Raw genomic sequence first — 14,917 nt, 5'->3', positions numbered from 1 at the left:
ATGCCGGTGGGTCAGAGCGTGGTGAACACGACGCCGACCACCAGCGCCTGAGCCGCGAGAACCAGCACGGTGCTGGCCGCGGTTTCGAACATACGCATGGGGTTGGTCTCCGTTTGCCGGGTCATGCCGGCGAACGGGCAAATGGAGTTTATTGCTCACTTGCGCAATAATCGAACAACGCATTCGCGCTTGCACAAATTGCATCGGCCTAAGTGACTGAATGTTAACGATCGTCTTCATCGGCTCGTCCGAACGCCATCCGCTGTTCGTCATTCCGGATCAGGTCCGGGATCACGGCCAAGGTCAGGCGCCGAACACGCGGTCGAAGATCGTGTCGACATGGCGGTAGTGGTAGCCGAGGTCGAACTTCTCGTCGATCTCGACGGTCGACAGCGCGGCGGTGACTTCCGGGTCGGCCTTGAGCAGTTCCTGCAACGACAATTGGCCGTCCGATTCCCACACCTTCATCGCGTTACGCTGGACGAGGCGGTAGGCGTCTTCGCGGCTGACCCCGGCCTGCGTCAGCGCGAGCAGCACGCGCTGCGAGTGGACGAGGCCGCCCATCCGGTCGAGATTCTTCTGCATCCGCTGGGGGTAGACGAGCAGCTTGTCGACCACGCCGGTGAGCCGAGCGAGCGCGAAATCGAGCGTGATCGTCGCGTCGGGGCCGATGTAGCGCTCGACCGAGGAGTGCGAAATGTCGCGTTCGTGCCACAAGGCGACGTTCTCGAGCGCCGGCGTGACGTACCCGCGCACCATCCGGGCGAGACCGGTGAGGTTTTCGGTCAGCACCGGGTTGCGCTTGTGCGGCATCGCCGACGACCCCTTCTGGCCCGGGGAGAAATATTCCTCGGCTTCGAGCACCTCGGTGCGCTGAAGATGACGGACTTCGGTCGCCAGGCGCTCGATCGAGCTGGCGATCACGCCCAGCGTCGCGAAATACATCGCGTGGCGATCGCGCGGGATGACCTGTGTCGAGACGGGCTCGATCGCGAGCCCGAGCTTCTCGGCGACATGTGCCTCAACGCGCGGATCGACGTTGGCGAAGGTGCCGACCGCGCCCGAGATCGCGCAGGTCGCGATGTCCTCGCGCGCCATCGCCAGCCGCGCGCGGTTGCGGCGGAATTCGGCATGGGCCTGCGCCAGCTTGAGCCCGAAGGTGACCGGCTCGGCATGGATGCCGTGGCTGCGCCCGATCGTCGGGGTCAGCCTGTGCTCCTTCGCACGGCGCTCCAGCACCTCCAGCAGCCGATCGATGTCGGCGAGCAGGATGTCCGAGGCGCGCGCGAGCTGTACCGACAAAGTGGTGTCGAGGACGTCGGACGAGGTCATGCCCTGGTGCATGAAGCGCGCCTCGTCGCCGACCTGCTCCGCGACCCACGTCAGGAAGGCGATGACATCATGCTTGGTCACCGCCTCGATCGCGTCGATTGCGGCGACGTCGATCCGCGGGTTGGTCGCCCACCATTTCCATAGCGCTTCGGCGGCGCTCTTCGGGACCACGCCCAGCTCGGCCAGCGCGTCGGTGGCGTGCGCCTCGATCTCGAACCAGATGCGATAGCGCGCCTCCGGCTCCCAGATCGCGGCCATGTCGGGGCGGGAGTAGCGGGGGATCATGCGCGCGGTCCTTCAAGGAATAAGGGAGTTGGCGCGCGGTTAGCAGCGTGGGGGCGGGCGGGCAAATATACGATCTGTCCCAAGGCAAGCGCCACCTTACTCCGTTCGTGCTGAGCTTGTCGAAGCACGTGGTCTGGGCACGCCCTTCGACAAGCTCAGGGCGAACGGGGAGGTTGGCGACGAATTCAGACCAGCCGTATCGTCCTGCCCTCGCGCGCCGAACGATATATCGCCTCGACGATCCGGATGTCGCGCAGGCCCTCCTCGCCCGAGACGATCGGCTCGCGCCCGTCGGTCACGCATTGCGAGAGATGGTCGAGCTGCCCGGCGAACTGCGTCTTGCCGGGGCCGGGCGGAGGCGTGATCTCCTGTTCGCGCCCGTCGCGGCCGGTCCACAGATGGTTGCCGTCATAGCGCGTGGCGGGTTCCAGCTCGACACGGCCCTTGCTGCCCATCAGCAGGATGCGGTTCTGGTTGGCCGAATACATCGACTGGCAGCCCGCCAGCGCGCCGGACGGGAATTCGAGTGTCCACTCGATCATGTCCTCGACCTCGCGGAAGCGCGGGTCGGTGCGGTCGGTCGATTCGCGAGCGGTGACCGCGATCGGCTCCTCGCCGGTCATGTAGCGCGCGGCCTGCAGGCTGTAGACGCCCATGTCCATCAGCGAGCCGCCGCCCGACAGCGCCTTGCGCAGTCGCCATGCCTTGGGATCGCCGGCGTTGAAGCCGTGTTCGGAGCGGACATAGCGGATCTTGCCGGTGTCGGGCTGTTTGGCGAGCCGCATCGCGGCGATGTTCGTCGCCTCGAAATGGCACCGGTAGCCGATCATCAGCTTGCGGTTCGCCGCCTTGCACGCGGCGATCATCGCCTCGCACTCGGCGACCGACACCGCCATCGGCTTCTCGCACATCACATGCTTGCCGGCCTTGGCGGCGCGAATCGTGTACTCCGCGTGCATCGAATTGGGCAGGCAGACATAGACGATGTCGACGTCCGGATTGTCGCGGATGCTGTCGAAATTGGCGTAGGAATAGATCGCCTTGTCCGACAGGCCATATTCGGCGGCGACCTTCTTCGCCTTGGCCGGGTCGCCGCTGACCACCGCGGCGAGCCGGCTATGCGTGCAGTTCTTGAACTCGGGGATGATCCGGCCAAGCCCATAGCCGCCGAGCCCGACGATCGCATAGCCGAGCTTGCGCTGCGACGGTTGCGCGCAGGCGCTGCCCGCCACCAGCAACGGTGCGGCCGCGATCAGCGTGCGGCGTCCGATCTCCATCCTCACCTCCCTGAATTGTCGCGGGCAGGCTGCGGATCGCAGGCCGCAATGTCAACGCGTTCTATTTCAGTGACATAGGTAAGCCCGCCACTATGAGGTCGATGCGATCGGCAGCAGCAGCGACGCGCTGGTTGACCCGGCCCGCCACGTCGCGGAAGCGCCGCGCGAGCGCATTGTCGGGGACGATCCCCCAGCCGACCTCGTTCGACACCAGCACGATCCGCGCGCGCGACGCGGCCAGTGCAGCGACGAGCGCCTCGGTCGCGGCAGGGATGTCGGCGTCGGCAAGCAGCAGGTTCGAGGTCCAGAGCGTCAGGCAATCGACCAGCAGCACGCCGTCCTCGACCGCCGCGATCGTCTCGGGCAGCGCGAGCGGTGCCTCGATCGCCGCCCAGGCGGCGCTGCGATCGGCGCGGTGGTGTGCGATCCTTTCGGTCATCTCGGCATCGAACGCCTGTGCGGTGGCGACGAACCGCCACGGTGCGGCGCACGCCTCGGCCAGCGCTTGCGCATGGCGGCTCTTGCCCGAGCGCGCGCCGCCCAGAACCAGCCGGATACGCCAGGGATCGTCGGTCATCTTGGTCCTTGCCTGTCGATACGCGATTGCCGATGGAGGCGGCCTTGCCGCAATTCGGGGCCTATGTCGCGCGATCTGACCTTTCACGGCGGCCGTATCGAGGCCGCGGCCCGGCTGTACCCCGACGCACCGCGCCCGTGGCTGGACCTGTCGACCGGGATCAATCCTCATGCGTGGATGCCGCCGGCGGGGTTGGTGATCGATCACCAGCGGCTGCCGTCCGGTGAGGCGCTGGCGGCGTTGCTGGCGGCGGCGGCGGCGGCGTTCGATTTCGCGGGCGCGCTGACGGCGGTGCCGGGGAGCGAGCTGGCGCTGCGGCTGCTGACGACGCTCGACCTGCCGCGGCCATGGCATGTGGTGACACCTTGTTATCGCACCCATCGCGACGCCTTGCCGGGGGCGAAGGCGATTGCGCTGGATCGGATCGACGAGGCGGCGGCGGGCGGTGGGACGATGTTGCTCGCCAACCCCAACAATCCCGACGGGCGGCTGCTCGCGCCGAGCGAGCTGCTGTCGGTCGCGCGGGCGCTGGGCACGCGCGGCGGGATGCTGATCGTCGACGAGGCGTTTGCCGATGCGCTGGCGGGGGCGAGCGTGTTGCCGTTGCTGGACGCGGACGATCCGGTGGTGGTGCTGCGGTCGTTCGGGAAGTTCTACGGTTTGGCGGGGGTGCGGCTCGGCTTCGTGGGCGGCGCGCGATCGGTGGTGGCGCGGATCGCGGCGCTGTTGGGAGACTGGCCAGTGTCGGCGACGGCGCTGGCCTATGGCGCGGCGGCGTATCGTGACGTGGCGGGGGCGGAGCGGATGCGGTTGCGGCTGGCAGCAGAGGCCGCCGAAATCGATAACTTGCTTGCCGGGCATGGGCTGGCGACGCGCGGGGCGTGTCCGCTGTTCCGGCTGGTGGAGTGCGATGGTGCGGGAGCGGTGTTCGAGCGGCTCGCCGCCGCCGGCATCCTGACGCGGCCGTTCGAGGAGCGCGCGGACTGGCTGCGGTTCGGCCTGCCTGGCGCGGGGTTCGACCGACTGGAGGCCGCGTTGGTGGCCGATGGCTGAGCCGGTCGCGCTCGCCGCGCTCGCGATCGACGTGGCGGTCGGGTGGCCGGCGTGGCTCTATGCTCGGGTCGGGCATCCGGTTGGTGCGATCGCGCGCGTGATCGAGGTGCTGGAAAAGTGGTGGAACCGCCGGGGGTTGCCGCGCAGACTGCTCGGGGTCGCGACGATCGCGATCGTGGTGGTGCTGACCGCTGTTGTTGCGGTGCTTGCCGAGTGGGGCGTGCGGGCCGTCGAGCTCGGCTGGGTTGGCGTGGCGTTGCTGGCGTGGCCGGGGCTGGCGCAGCGGAGCCTCTACGCGCATGTCCGGCCGGTCGCGACCGCGCTGGTGGCCCGCGATCTGCCTGCGGCGCGGCGCGCGGTGGCGATGATCGTCGGGCGCGACACTTTGACGCTTGATGAGGCGGGGATCGCGCGGGCGGCGATCGAGAGCCTGGCGGAAAGCTTTTGCGACGGCGTCGCCGCCCCGCTGTTCTGGTTACTTGTCGGGGGCTTGCCGGGATTGTGGGCGTATAAGGCGATCAACACCGCCGACAGCCTGATCGGGCATCGCGAGGAACGCTGGCGCGACTTCGGCTGGGCGGCGGCGCGGCTGGACGACGCTGCTAACTGGATCCCGGCGCGGATCGGGGCGGTGCTGATCTGTGTCGCCGGCGGCGGCGGCTGGCGGGTGATGTGGCGTGACGCGCGCAATCACGCCTCGCCCAACGCTGGCTGGACCGAGGCGGCGATGGCGGGGGTGCTGGGGCTGCGGCTGGCGGGGCCGATCGCCTATGACGGTGTCGTCGCGGACAAGCCGTGGATCGGTGACGGGCGTGCGGCGGCGGACGCTGCGGATGTCCGGCGCGCGTTGGCGGTGTACGGCCGCGCGTGCGGATTGTTGTGGGTGCTGGCGGGGGTAGCGGCATGGGCAAGCTGATGCTGCAGGGGACCGGCTCCGATGTCGGCAAGTCGGTGCTGGTCGCCGGATTGTGCCGTGCCTATGCCAATCGCGGGCTGACGGTGCGCCCGTTCAAGCCGCAGAATATGTCGACCAATGCGGCAGTTACGGCGGATGGCGGCGAGATCGGGCGCGCGCAGGCGACGCAGGCGATCGCCGCGCGGGTCGCACCGCATGTCGACATGAACCCGGTGCTGCTCAAGCCGCAGGGCGACCGCACCTCGCAGCTGATCGTGCGCGGGCGGATGCGCGGGACGCTGGCGGCGGCGCGGTGGCGCGAGGGGCGGGAAGGCTTGCTCGCCGAGGTGCTGGAGAGCTTCAACACACTGGAACGACAGGCCGATCTGGTGCTGGTCGAGGGGGCGGGGTCGCCGGCCGAGATCAATTTGCGCGCCGGTGACATCGCGAACATGGGGTTCGCGCGTGCCGCCGACGTGCCGGTGGTGCTGATCGGCGATATCGATCGGGGCGGGGTGATCGCGTCGCTGGTGGGGACGCGCGCGGTGCTCGACCCGGACGATGCGGAAATGGTGAAAGGGTTCATCATCAATCGCTTCCGCGGCGATCCAGCACTGTTCGAGGATGGCTATCGCGCGATCGAGGAACGGAGCGGGTGGCGCGGGTTTGGGGTGGTGCCTTGGTTGACGGCAGCGGCGCGGCTGCCGAGCGAGGATGCGGTGGTGCTGGAGCGGTCGCGCGCGCGGCCGGGCGGGCGGGTGCTGGTCGCGTGCCCGGTGACGCGGCACATCGCCAATTTCGACGATCTCGATCCGCTCAAGCTCGATCCCGCGATCGAGGTGGCGATGATTCCGCCGGGATCTCCGTTACCTGCGGAGGCGGCGCTGGTGGTGCTGCCGGGATCAAAGGCGACGATCGCCGACCTCGCGTTCATCCGCCAACAGGGCTGGGACGTCGACCTGATCGCGCACCGGCGGAGGGGCGGGGCGGTGCTGGGGCTGTGCGGCGGGTATCAGATGCTGGGGCGGATGGTCGCCGATCCGCTCGGGCTGGAAGGGCCGGCGGGGAGCGTGGTGGGGCTGGGGTTGCTGGCGGTCGATACCGTGCTGGGGGGCAGCAAGGTCCTCCGCGAGGTGCGCGGGGTGGCACGCGGGGCGGCGTTTCATGGCTATGAAATGCACCTCGGGACCACGACCGGCGCGGATACGGCGCGGCCGGTGGCGCGATATGACGACGGGGGGCACGATGGCGCGACGAGCGCCGACGGTCTGGTCGCCGGCACCTATGTCCACGGGCTGTTCGGGCTGGCGGCGCAGCGGCGCGCGTGGCTGGCAGCGGCGGGGGACGGGCCGGATCATGCCGCGTCGGTCGATGCCGCGCTCGACGCGATCGCCGCGGCGCTGGAGCGGCATCTGGATCTCGACGCGCTGCTGGCGGTCGCGCGCGGGTCAGCCGCCGAGTAAGGCGGCGAGCAGGGCGCTTTCGACGAGCTCGATCCCCGCGCCATGCGCGTCGCCGTTGATGCCGCCGAGCCGGTGGCGGCACCACATTCCATAAGCCGCGACTAACAGCGGCGCGGCGAGCAGCGGCGGCGCGGCTACCGTCGCCAGCGCGAGCAGCGCGAGCCAGCCGATCAGGTCGCGCGGGCGGACCGCGCTTGCCACCTGCGCGCCGAGCCCGCTGCCGAGCGGCGGGAGCCAGCGCGCCCAGGCGAGCGGCGCGATGCGCGCGACGAAGGGGACCAGCGCGACCCGCCAGTCGCCCGCGAGCGCGTAGAGCAGGACGAGCTTGGCGATCAGCTGTAGCGCGATCGCGACGACCGCGAAGCTGCCGACATGCGGGTCGCGCATCACGGCGAGCAGCCGCGTGCGGTCACCGTGCGCGGCACCGACGCCGTCCGCGACATCACCGAGCCCGTCGAGATGGAGCGCGCCGGTCACCGCGACCCACACCACCAGCCCGGCGAGCGCGCTGGTCCACGAATCGTGCCGCGCGCCGAGCCACGCCGCGCCGGCGACCAGCGCCCCGATCACCGCGCCGACGAGTGGGTAGCAGCGGATCGCGGCAGCGAAATCCTGCGCGGTGCCGGTGGTGCGCGGCACCGGGAGGCGCGTCAGGAAGGCGAAGGCGAGCCAGAGGCGGGTCACGTCCGCAGCGCGACGATCTGAGCCGTATCGGGCCATAGCTTCAGGGTCAGCAGCGCGGCGCAGGGCAGGTCGAACGCCCAGACCTGCCGCGCGTCGAAGCCGCAGGCGCTGGCGAGCGCGGCGCGGATCGCGCCGCCGTGGGTGACGGCCAGCGTCGCGTCGGGGAGGTCGGCGAGCGCGGCTGCCACCCGGGCGACCAGCGCCGACCAGCGCTCGCCGCCAGGGGGCGGGTTGGCATCGGGATCGTGCCAGAAGGCGGCGAGCGCGTCGGCGGGGAGGGTGGCGGGATCGCGGCCGTCCCATGCGCCGAAATCGAGTTCGCGCCAGCGCGCATCGTGGCGGACCGGCGCGCCGAGCGCGGCGGCGCAGGCGGCGGCGCGCGACAGGTCGGAGCTGACCACCTGCGTGAACGTCACGCCGGCGGCGACGCGGACGCAATCGGCGATGCCCGGCGCGGTGATGGCGACGTCGAGATGTCCGAGCAACAGCCCCGGTCGCACCGTCGCGCCGTGGCGCAGCAGGTGGACGGTGCGCGCCTCGCTCACGCCTGCGTCACGCCGGCCTGATCGAAGGTCGCCATCTGATCGTGCGCGGCGAGTGCGGCGCGGACGATGCTGGCCGCGACCGCCGCGCCGCTCGCCTCGCCGAGCCGCATGTCGAGCCGGAGCAGCGCGGTCAGACCGAGCCGTTCGAGCAGCCGCGCATGACCCGGCTCGCCCGAGACATGACCGGCGAGGCAATGATCGACGATCCGCGGGCGCGCGGCGGCGAGCGGGGCGAGCGCGGCGCCGACGATGAAGCCGTCGAGCAGCACCGGGATCCGCGCGTGACGCGCGGCGAGCACCGCACCCGCGATCGCGGCGATCTCGCGCCCGCCCAGCCGGCGCAGCCGCTCGAAGGGGGTGGTCGCATCGGCATGGCAGGCAAGCGCGGCGTCGACCGCCGCGACCTTGGCCGCAAGCGCCGCGCCGTGGACGCCGGTGCCAGGCCCGACCCAGTCGGCGCCGCAGCCGCCCATGCTGGCGGCGCACAAGGCGGCGGCGGGGGTCGTGTTGCCGATCCCCATGTCACCCGGGATCAGCAGATCGGTGCCGGGCCGCACCGCCGCCGCGCCGGCATCAAGCGCGTCGAGACATTCCGCCACGCTCATCGCGGGGGCATGCGTGATGTCGCCGGTGGGCTGGTCGAGCGACAGCGGCACGACGGTCAGCGACAGGCCGGCGGCCACCGCGAGCGCATTGATCGCCGCGCCGCCGTCACGAAAATTGGCGATCATCTGTGCGGTCACGGCGGGCGGGAACGCGCTGACCCCGCGCGCGGCGACGCCGTGATTGCCCGCGAAGATCACCACGCGCCCGTCATCGAGCCGCGGGCGGGCATCGCGCTGCCATCCGGCCATGAACAGCGCGATTTCTTCCAGGCGACCCAGCGAGCCCGCAGGCTTGGTCAGCTTCGCCTGTCGCGCCGCCGCCGCCGCACGGGTGGCGGCATCGGGGGCGGGCAGCTCGGCCAGCGCGGCGTCGAAGGCGGCAATCGACTCGAAGCGCATCACGCGACGACCTGACCGGCGGGGGGCACGCGGACGATGAAATGCCCCTTCACGCCCGCCGGCCACAAGGCATAGGGCACCTGCCCGGTCGCACTGTCGATATAATGGCGCATGAAGGTCATGATCGCGTCCGCGGCGTTCTCGTCGGGGGTGAAATCGCCGAGCACATAGCCGATCTTGCCGGGCGCGCGCAGATGGATCGTGCAATGCCGGTCGCAGGCGAACAGGCATGGCATTTCCTGCACGGCGATGTCGGCGAAACGCGGGTCGCGCGCCTGCACAATGCGCAGCGCGGTCGCGAGCGTTGCGCCGCCGCGCTGGCCGTCCGCGCCGTCGCGCGCGGTCGCCGAGTGGCGGCAGCTGTTGCAGGCCACCACGGCGGGACCGTCCTCGACGGGGATGAGGGTCATGTCAGCGTCTCAGGCATGGGCGATCCCGTTCCGCGCGTCGCTCGCCATGATGGGGGTGCAACGTTGGTTCGCCCTTCCGCGCTTTCCCCGGAACGCCACGAAGCGGGGCCCCGGATCAAGTCCGGGGCGACGGAGGGAGGGGAGGTTGCGCTCGACCACCACGGGCAATCAGAAACGCCCGCGCAGGCCGGCGTAGACGCTGCGGCCGAGCGTGCCGTAGCGGGCGATCGTCTGGTAGCGTTCGTCGAACAGATTCTCGACGCGCGCGAACAGCCGGACATTGCCCGACAACGGCAGCTCGCCGCGCAGATCGACCAGTGTGTAGCCGTCCAGCCGGGTGGCGTTGCTGGCATTGTCGAACGACTTGCCCGCGAATCGCGCCGCAACGCCGAACGAGCCGGACTCCGCGAACGTGTAGGTCGCAGACACGTTGGCGGTGTCGCGCGGGCGACGCGGCAGCCAGTTGCCGAAGGTGCGGCCCGGCGAGCGGTCCTCCGACAGCACCCAGCTGTAATTGCCGTCGAGGCTGAGGTGTTCACCGACCTGCGCGCGCGCGACCGCCTCGACGCCGCGCGCGAAGGCGCGCGCGACATTCTGGTAATAGCCGAAACGCTGCTCGGTGGTCGAACCCGGCACGAAACAGAGCGGGTCGGTGGTGCCGGAATTGCAGCCGGTGTAGACGATCTGGTCGCGGCTGCGGCGCTCGAAATAGGTGCCGCCGAGCGCGTAGCGACCGTCCATGAAGCGCTGCTCGGCGCCGGCCTCCCAGCCCTTGGCGCGCTCGGGGTTGAGCGCCTGATTACCGTATTCCGAGAAGAGCTGGTACAGGGTCGGCGCCTTGAAACCCTCGCTGTAGCTGGCGCGCAGCACGGTGCCGGTCGGCAGCACCCAGTTCGCGCCGCCCGCGAACAGCGTTTGGGTGCCGAAGCGGCTGTGATCGTCGTGGCGCACGCCGCCGTTGAGCGTCAGCCCGTCGAGCGGCGAGAGGTTGAGCTGGCCGTAGAAGCTGGTCAGCTCGGCGCGGCCGCCGGCCGGGGTGCCGAGCGCATAGGGTGGGGAGAAGTCGGAGGAAGCGGTGCTGAAGCGGCTGACCTCGTTCTCGACTCCGAACACCGCGTCGACGCCCTTGGTGACCGCGAGCGTACCCTGATATTCGAGGCGATGGTTGCGGCCGAGCGCGGCGAAGGTCTGCGTCTGCTGCACCTGATCAGGATTGTAATTGTCGCGATCGGTGTCGGTGTAGCCATAACCGAAGCGGTTGCGCAGCCGCGCGTCGAACAGGTCGATGTTGAGGCCGGCATAGCCGACGAACTCGCGGGTCAGGCCATATTCGGGGGTGTCGCCGCTGAAGCCGTCGAAGTCGTTGCGGCCGTTGGCATAGGAACCGCGCAGGTCGGCGCTGATGCCGGGCGCGATCGTCAGAACGGCGCGCGCCTGCACATTCTGGTTGCGGTAGCCGTCGCGCTCGGTGCCCGCCGCCAGCGCGGAGATGCCGTCGGTGGTGAAGGTCTGCGCGCCGACGCGCCACGCGAGCGGGCCAGTGGTGCCGCCGAGCGCGGCGCGCGCGCTGACCGTCTCGCGCGAGCCGCCCTCGAGGTCGATGCTGCCTTCGAGCGTGGCGGTCGGCAGCGGGGTGACGATGTTGACGACGCCGCCGATCGCCTGGCTGCCCCACAGGATCGACTGCGGCCCGCGCAACACCTCGATCCGCGACGCATCGCCGATCAGCAGGTTGGCGAAATTGTAGCCGCCGCCGGGCGAGGACGGATCGTTGATCTTGACCCCGTCGATGACGACGACGGTCTGGTCGGCCTCCGCGCCGCGGATGCGCAGCGAGGTGCTGGTGCCATAGCCGCCGTTGCGCGACAGCGAGACGCCGGGCGTGCGCAGCAGCAGGTCGGCGACCGACAGATCCTGCGCGCGGTCGATCGCGTTCTTGTCGAGCACGGTGACCGAGGCGGCGACGCGATCGGCCTCGACCGGGGCGCGGTTGGCGGCGACGACGATGTCGGCGCCGGTATCGGTCGCGGCAGCGTCGGGACGCGGCGCTTCCTGCGCGAACGCCGCCGTCGAGCAGAGGAGCAGCGGGAGGGCGGCGAGACGATGGAACATTGTTGATAACCCCTTGTGACGACGTGAAGCCGGGGGCGTGTCGCCGCGCGCGAGCGAACCCGCGGCGTCGACCGCCCACGGCGGTGATTATCGTCACGCTGGGTTCGTCCGCCGGGTTTGCCCCGTGCGGCCTTCCCGTCCGTTCGGCGCACCCTGGCCGAGCGAAGGACGATCACGAACAGGCAGGTCTCCTGGCTCACGGGTCGTCGCCGATGCGCGCCGCCTTCTCAGCCCGGTGGGGCCAATGGCGTGTGGCGCGCGGGCTCGCCGCTTACAGTTGCAGGGGCAGCCGGGGTTTACCCGTTCCCTTTTGATCCCCGGTCAAGGGGAACCTGTCGCGGCGCGCGCCCTAGCCGGGGGCGCAGCGCGGGTCAATCGCGGCGCCGTTGCGGCGGCGAGGCGCAGACCCCATCTCCCGCGCAGCCCGGCCCCGCCGCCCAGCCGGCCGACATCAAGGACAAGCATATGACCGATTACACGAAGACCGACGAGGCGCTGGCCAAGCTGACGCCCGAGCAATTCTATGTGACGCAGCAGAGCGGGACCGAGCGGCCCGGCACGGGAGAGTATCTCGGCAACAAGCGCGCGGGCATCTATGTCGATATCGTCTCGGGCGAGCCGCTGTTCGCCTCCGCCGACAAGTACGAGTCGCATTGCGGCTGGCCCAGTTTTACGCGCCCGATCGACGCCGCGCGCGTCACCGAGCTGCACGACGCCACGCATGGCATGGTCCGCACCGAGGTGCGCTCGGCGGGCGCGGACAGCCACCTTGGCCATGTGTTCGAGGATGGACCGCGCGATCGCGGAGGTTTGCGTTACTGCATCAACTCCGCCGCGCTGCGCTTCGTGCCGCGTGAGGAGATGGAAGCGCAGGGCTATGGCGCGTATCTCGATCAGGTCGAGGATGTCGGCTGACTTGACCTGATCGACGCGTGGCGCTTTGACGCCGCGCTTTCGACGAGGGGCGGCATGAACGATTGGGAGGAACGCGCGGCGCGCCGCGCCGGGGAGCGCGAACGGCGCGCGCAGGAACGGGTCGCCAGCGCGCTCGCGCGTACCGAGCAGCGCGCCGTCGATCGCGAGGCGGCGTCGCGGCTCCGCGAGGAGGCGCGCACCGCCCGCCGCGTCGAGGAGGAACAGCGCCGCGCCACGCTGGTCGAGGAACGCGAGGCGCGCCCGCGCCGCCGCCAGAGCACCGGCGCGCTCGCCCGCACCGGCGAGCAGCGCGTCGAGCGCGACACGCGCCACTATGCCACCGACAGGGACCCCGCGCGCATCCGCACGCTCGCGGCGCGCGGCGCGAAGCCCGAGGCGCTGGCAGCGGTGTTCGGGGTGCCGGTCGCCGAGATCGAGGCGGTGCTGGCCGCCGACTGACCGCGCCGCTATGTCGCTGGCGATGACCGACGATCGCGACGCCCGCCACAATGAAAAAATGCGCCGCGTGCAGACCGCGCGCCGCGTGATGATGGAGAGCAAGACGGTCGAGAAGGGCCTGCTGATCGTCCACACCGGCGCGGGCAAGGGCAAGTCGACCGCCGCCTTCGGCATGGCGGTGCGCGCGATGGGGCACGGGATGAAGGTCGGCGTCGTGCAATTCGTGAAAGGCGCGATGACCACCGGCGAAAAGGCGATCTTCGACGCTTTCCCCGAGCTGGTCGAATTCCGCGCGATGGGTGATGGCTTCACCTGGGACACGCAGGATCGCGCGCGCGACGTGGCGAGCGCCCGCGCGGCGTGGGACGAGGTGCGGCGGATGCTCGCCGATCCCGGCATCGCGATGGTGATCGCCGATGAGCTGAACATCGTGCTGCGCTATGACTATCTGCCCGTCGACGAGGTGGTGGCAGTGGCGACCGCGCGTGCGCCGATGAAGCATCTGGTCGTCACCGGGCGCAACGCACCGGACGCGCTGATCGAGGTCGCCGATCTGGTCACGGAGATGACGCAGGTCAAACACCCGTTTCGCGGCGGGGTGAAGGCACATGCCGGGGTGGAATTCTGATCAGTCGTCGGCGCGGTACACTCCCGGGCCGCCAGCCTGGCGCAGATGATAGTAACTTTCCGTCGATTGACACGGCCGGCAGACAGGCGCACGTTCCTTAACCATAAAAGCAAGTAAAGAGTCGCTTCGCTGTTGCCGATCGTTATGTTGGCGGGGGGGTGTCGTGACTCACGAAGCGATAGGCGTCGACGCATATCCTGTGCCGGCCAAGCGCCGGCTGAAAATTTACGCTTTCGATCCGCAGGCTTCGGTGGAACTGGCGACCGCTGTCATCAACGATGCGGTGGTGGAACTGCCGTGGGAGACGCGATGGGAGACGCCGATCGCTCCCGGCCCGGTGAACGACTATCTGGAGGTCGTCGACTTCGATCCGGCATCGGGCGTCTTCTATGCGCCGGTCGATCTGGACCATCCGTTGTTGCTGGCGCAGAATGGTTTGCCGCCGTCCGAGGGACGTCCGCAATTTCATCAACAGATGGTCTTTGCGGTGGCAATGCGGACGATCCGCTCGTTCGAGCGGGCGCTGGGACGTTTCGTGCTGTGGGCGGCCGACCCCGAGGGGCGCACGTCCGCCGACCCGATCGAACGCAGCTTCACGCGCAAGCTCCGCATCTATCCACACGCACTGCGCGAGGCGAATGCCTATTACAGCCCGCAGAAGCGGGCGTTGCTGTTCGGCTATTTTCGCCCAACGCCAGTGGGCGCGCGGCCCGTCGATGCGCATTGGGTGTTCACCTGTCTGTCGCAGGATATCGTCGCGCACGAGACGACCCACGCGATCCTGCACGGGATGCAGCGTCGCTCGATCGAGCCGTCGACGATCGACTCGCTGGCTTTCCACGAAGGCTTTGCGGACATCGTCGCGCTGCTCCAGCATTTCGGAATGACCGCGGTGGTCAGCCACCAACTGGCGGCGAGCCGGGGATCGTTGCGCACACCCGGATTGCTGACCGGGCTGGCCGAGCAGTTCGGGCGCGCGAAGGGCGGACTGGGTGCGTTGCGCTACGCCCTGTCGCTGTTGAGCGACGATGCGCGGGCGGCGGGCGGCAATGCGCCCCCGCGCCGGACACTCGCGACCACCACTGAGGCCCATGCGCGCGGCGGCTTTCTGGTGGCGGCGGTCTTCGACGCGTTCGTCACCATCTATGAGCGCCGCACCGTCGACCTGATCCGGCTCGCGCGGGCTGCCGACCCACGGAGCGATGCCGAACTCTCCCCTGACCTGATCGCGCGATTGGCCCGCGAGGCGGAGAAGGCGGCTGACCATGTGCTGCGGAT

General features: G+C 69.8%; 15 protein-coding genes and 1 riboswitch. Of the genes, 6 read left to right on the top strand and 9 right to left on the bottom strand.

Going from position 1 to position 14,917, the window contains the following annotated elements; translation table 11 throughout:
- Window positions 1-303: 303 nt before the first annotated feature.
- From purB to cobU, 3 genes are all read right to left on the bottom strand, one after another.
- Window positions 304-1,617 (bottom strand): adenylosuccinate lyase, encoded by a 1,314-nt coding sequence (gene purB / locus ACI2JO_RS05675; protein WP_404719734.1) that lies wholly within the window; start codon window positions 1,615-1,617, stop codon window positions 304-306.
- Between the two features lie 185 nt (window positions 1,618-1,802).
- Entirely contained in the window at window positions 1,803-2,894 is a 1,092-nt protein-coding gene (locus ACI2JO_RS05670) for a Gfo/Idh/MocA family protein (RefSeq protein ID WP_404719733.1), read from the bottom strand.
- A 61-nt stretch (window positions 2,895-2,955) separates the two neighbouring features.
- On the bottom strand, window positions 2,956-3,471 hold the full coding sequence (cobU, locus tag ACI2JO_RS05665; protein ID WP_404719732.1) for a bifunctional adenosylcobinamide kinase/adenosylcobinamide-phosphate guanylyltransferase: 516 nt from the start codon (window positions 3,469-3,471) through the stop codon (window positions 2,956-2,958).
- Window positions 3,472-3,534: 63 nt separating this feature from the next.
- Between cobU and ACI2JO_RS05660 the strand changes: the two genes are divergently transcribed.
- Genes ACI2JO_RS05660 through ACI2JO_RS05650 form a run of 3 tightly spaced genes read left to right on the top strand, consistent with a single transcriptional unit; the run spans window position 3,535 to window position 6,882 of the window.
- On the top strand, window positions 3,535-4,524 hold the full coding sequence (locus ACI2JO_RS05660) for an aminotransferase class I/II-fold pyridoxal phosphate-dependent enzyme (protein ID WP_404719731.1): 990 nt from the start codon (window positions 3,535-3,537) through the stop codon (window positions 4,522-4,524).
- Window positions 4,517-5,440: an adenosylcobinamide-phosphate synthase CbiB gene (cbiB, locus tag ACI2JO_RS05655; protein WP_404719730.1), complete on the top strand. Its 924-nt coding sequence runs from the start codon at window positions 4,517-4,519 to the stop codon at window positions 5,438-5,440. The genes ACI2JO_RS05660 and cbiB overlap by 8 nt, the downstream gene beginning before the upstream one ends.
- Window positions 5,428-6,882, top strand: coding sequence for a cobyric acid synthase (locus ACI2JO_RS05650; RefSeq protein WP_404719729.1), 1,455 nt, complete (start codon window positions 5,428-5,430; stop codon window positions 6,880-6,882). Before cbiB ends, ACI2JO_RS05650 begins: the two co-directional genes overlap by 13 nt.
- On the opposite strand, the gene cobS is transcribed toward ACI2JO_RS05650, so the two are convergent.
- The 5 genes from cobS to ACI2JO_RS05625 form a co-directional block, all read right to left on the bottom strand.
- Window positions 6,868-7,566, bottom strand: coding sequence for an adenosylcobinamide-GDP ribazoletransferase (cobS, locus tag ACI2JO_RS05645; protein ID WP_404719728.1), 699 nt, complete (start codon window positions 7,564-7,566; stop codon window positions 6,868-6,870). The genes ACI2JO_RS05650 and cobS overlap by 15 nt on opposite strands.
- Window positions 7,563-8,111 (bottom strand): histidine phosphatase family protein, encoded by a 549-nt coding sequence (locus tag ACI2JO_RS05640; RefSeq protein WP_404719727.1) that lies wholly within the window; start codon window positions 8,109-8,111, stop codon window positions 7,563-7,565. Before ACI2JO_RS05640 ends, cobS begins: the two co-directional genes overlap by 4 nt.
- On the bottom strand, window positions 8,108-9,115 hold the full coding sequence (gene cobT, locus ACI2JO_RS05635; RefSeq protein ID WP_404719726.1) for a nicotinate-nucleotide--dimethylbenzimidazole phosphoribosyltransferase: 1,008 nt from the start codon (window positions 9,113-9,115) through the stop codon (window positions 8,108-8,110). The genes ACI2JO_RS05640 and cobT overlap by 4 nt, the downstream gene beginning before the upstream one ends.
- Entirely contained in the window at window positions 9,115-9,525 is a 411-nt protein-coding gene (locus ACI2JO_RS05630; protein WP_404719725.1) for a DUF1636 domain-containing protein, read from the bottom strand. The genes cobT and ACI2JO_RS05630 overlap by 1 nt, the downstream gene beginning before the upstream one ends.
- Window positions 9,526-9,693: 168 nt before the next feature.
- Entirely contained in the window at window positions 9,694-11,637 is a 1,944-nt protein-coding gene (locus ACI2JO_RS05625; protein ID WP_404719724.1) for a TonB-dependent receptor plug domain-containing protein, read from the bottom strand.
- Between the two features lie 163 nt (window positions 11,638-11,800).
- A riboswitch (cobalamin riboswitch) is annotated at window positions 11,801-11,988 on the bottom strand.
- Window positions 11,989-12,102: 114 nt separating this feature from the next.
- Between ACI2JO_RS05625 and msrB the strand changes: the two genes are divergently transcribed.
- Genes msrB through cobO form a run of 3 tightly spaced genes read left to right on the top strand, consistent with a single transcriptional unit; the run spans window position 12,103 to window position 13,639 of the window.
- Window positions 12,103-12,552 carry a peptide-methionine (R)-S-oxide reductase MsrB gene (gene msrB / locus ACI2JO_RS05620; protein WP_404719723.1) on the top strand — a complete coding sequence of 150 codons (450 nt, stop codon included), beginning with the start codon at window positions 12,103-12,105 and terminating at the stop codon, window positions 12,550-12,552.
- A gap of 54 nt (window positions 12,553-12,606) precedes the next feature.
- Window positions 12,607-13,011: a hypothetical protein gene (locus ACI2JO_RS05615; protein WP_404719722.1), complete on the top strand. Its 405-nt coding sequence runs from the start codon at window positions 12,607-12,609 to the stop codon at window positions 13,009-13,011.
- Between the two features lie 22 nt (window positions 13,012-13,033).
- Window positions 13,034-13,639, top strand: coding sequence for a cob(I)yrinic acid a,c-diamide adenosyltransferase (cobO, locus tag ACI2JO_RS05610; protein WP_404719721.1), 606 nt, complete (start codon window positions 13,034-13,036; stop codon window positions 13,637-13,639).
- 142 nt (window positions 13,640-13,781) lie between these two features.
- On the opposite strand, the gene ACI2JO_RS05605 is transcribed toward cobO, so the two are convergent.
- Entirely contained in the window at window positions 13,782-14,906 is a 1,125-nt protein-coding gene (locus ACI2JO_RS05605) for a hypothetical protein (protein ID WP_404719720.1), read from the bottom strand.
- Window positions 14,907-14,917: the final 11 nt, after the last annotated feature.

The organism is Sphingomonas sp. NPDC079357 (genome assembly GCF_044901155.1).
GTDB lineage: Bacteria > Pseudomonadota > Alphaproteobacteria > Sphingomonadales > Sphingomonadaceae > Sphingomonas.
This window is presented reverse-complemented; position numbering and strand designations above follow the sequence as displayed.

What these genes read in the sequence shown, in the direction of transcription:
- cobT (WP_404719726.1), bottom strand. Translation starts at nt 9,115, where the DNA reads ATGCGCTTCGAGTCGATTGCCGCCTTCGACGCCGCGCTGGCCGAGCTG.
- ACI2JO_RS05660 (WP_404719731.1), top strand. Translation starts at nt 3,535, where the DNA reads ATGTCGCGCGATCTGACCTTTCACGGCGGCCGTATCGAGGCCGCGGCC.
- cobU (WP_404719732.1), bottom strand. Translation starts at nt 3,471, where the DNA reads ATGACCGACGATCCCTGGCGTATCCGGCTGGTTCTGGGCGGCGCGCGC.
- msrB (WP_404719723.1), top strand. Translation starts at nt 12,103, where the DNA reads ATGACCGATTACACGAAGACCGACGAGGCGCTGGCCAAGCTGACGCCC.
- ACI2JO_RS05630 (WP_404719725.1), bottom strand. Translation starts at nt 9,525, where the DNA reads ATGACCCTCATCCCCGTCGAGGACGGTCCCGCCGTGGTGGCCTGCAAC.
- ACI2JO_RS05670 (WP_404719733.1), bottom strand. Translation starts at nt 2,894, where the DNA reads ATGGAGATCGGACGCCGCACGCTGATCGCGGCCGCACCGTTGCTGGTG.
- ACI2JO_RS05605 (WP_404719720.1), bottom strand. Translation starts at nt 14,906, where the DNA reads ATGGTCAGCCGCCTTCTCCGCCTCGCGGGCCAATCGCGCGATCAGGTC.
- cbiB (WP_404719730.1), top strand. Translation starts at nt 4,517, where the DNA reads ATGGCTGAGCCGGTCGCGCTCGCCGCGCTCGCGATCGACGTGGCGGTC.
- purB (WP_404719734.1), bottom strand. Translation starts at nt 1,617, where the DNA reads ATGATCCCCCGCTACTCCCGCCCCGACATGGCCGCGATCTGGGAGCCG.
- ACI2JO_RS05625 (WP_404719724.1), bottom strand. Translation starts at nt 11,637, where the DNA reads ATGTTCCATCGTCTCGCCGCCCTCCCGCTGCTCCTCTGCTCGACGGCG.
- ACI2JO_RS05650 (WP_404719729.1), top strand. Translation starts at nt 5,428, where the DNA reads ATGGGCAAGCTGATGCTGCAGGGGACCGGCTCCGATGTCGGCAAGTCG.
- ACI2JO_RS05615 (WP_404719722.1), top strand. Translation starts at nt 12,607, where the DNA reads ATGAACGATTGGGAGGAACGCGCGGCGCGCCGCGCCGGGGAGCGCGAA.
- cobO (WP_404719721.1), top strand. Translation starts at nt 13,034, where the DNA reads ATGACCGACGATCGCGACGCCCGCCACAATGAAAAAATGCGCCGCGTG.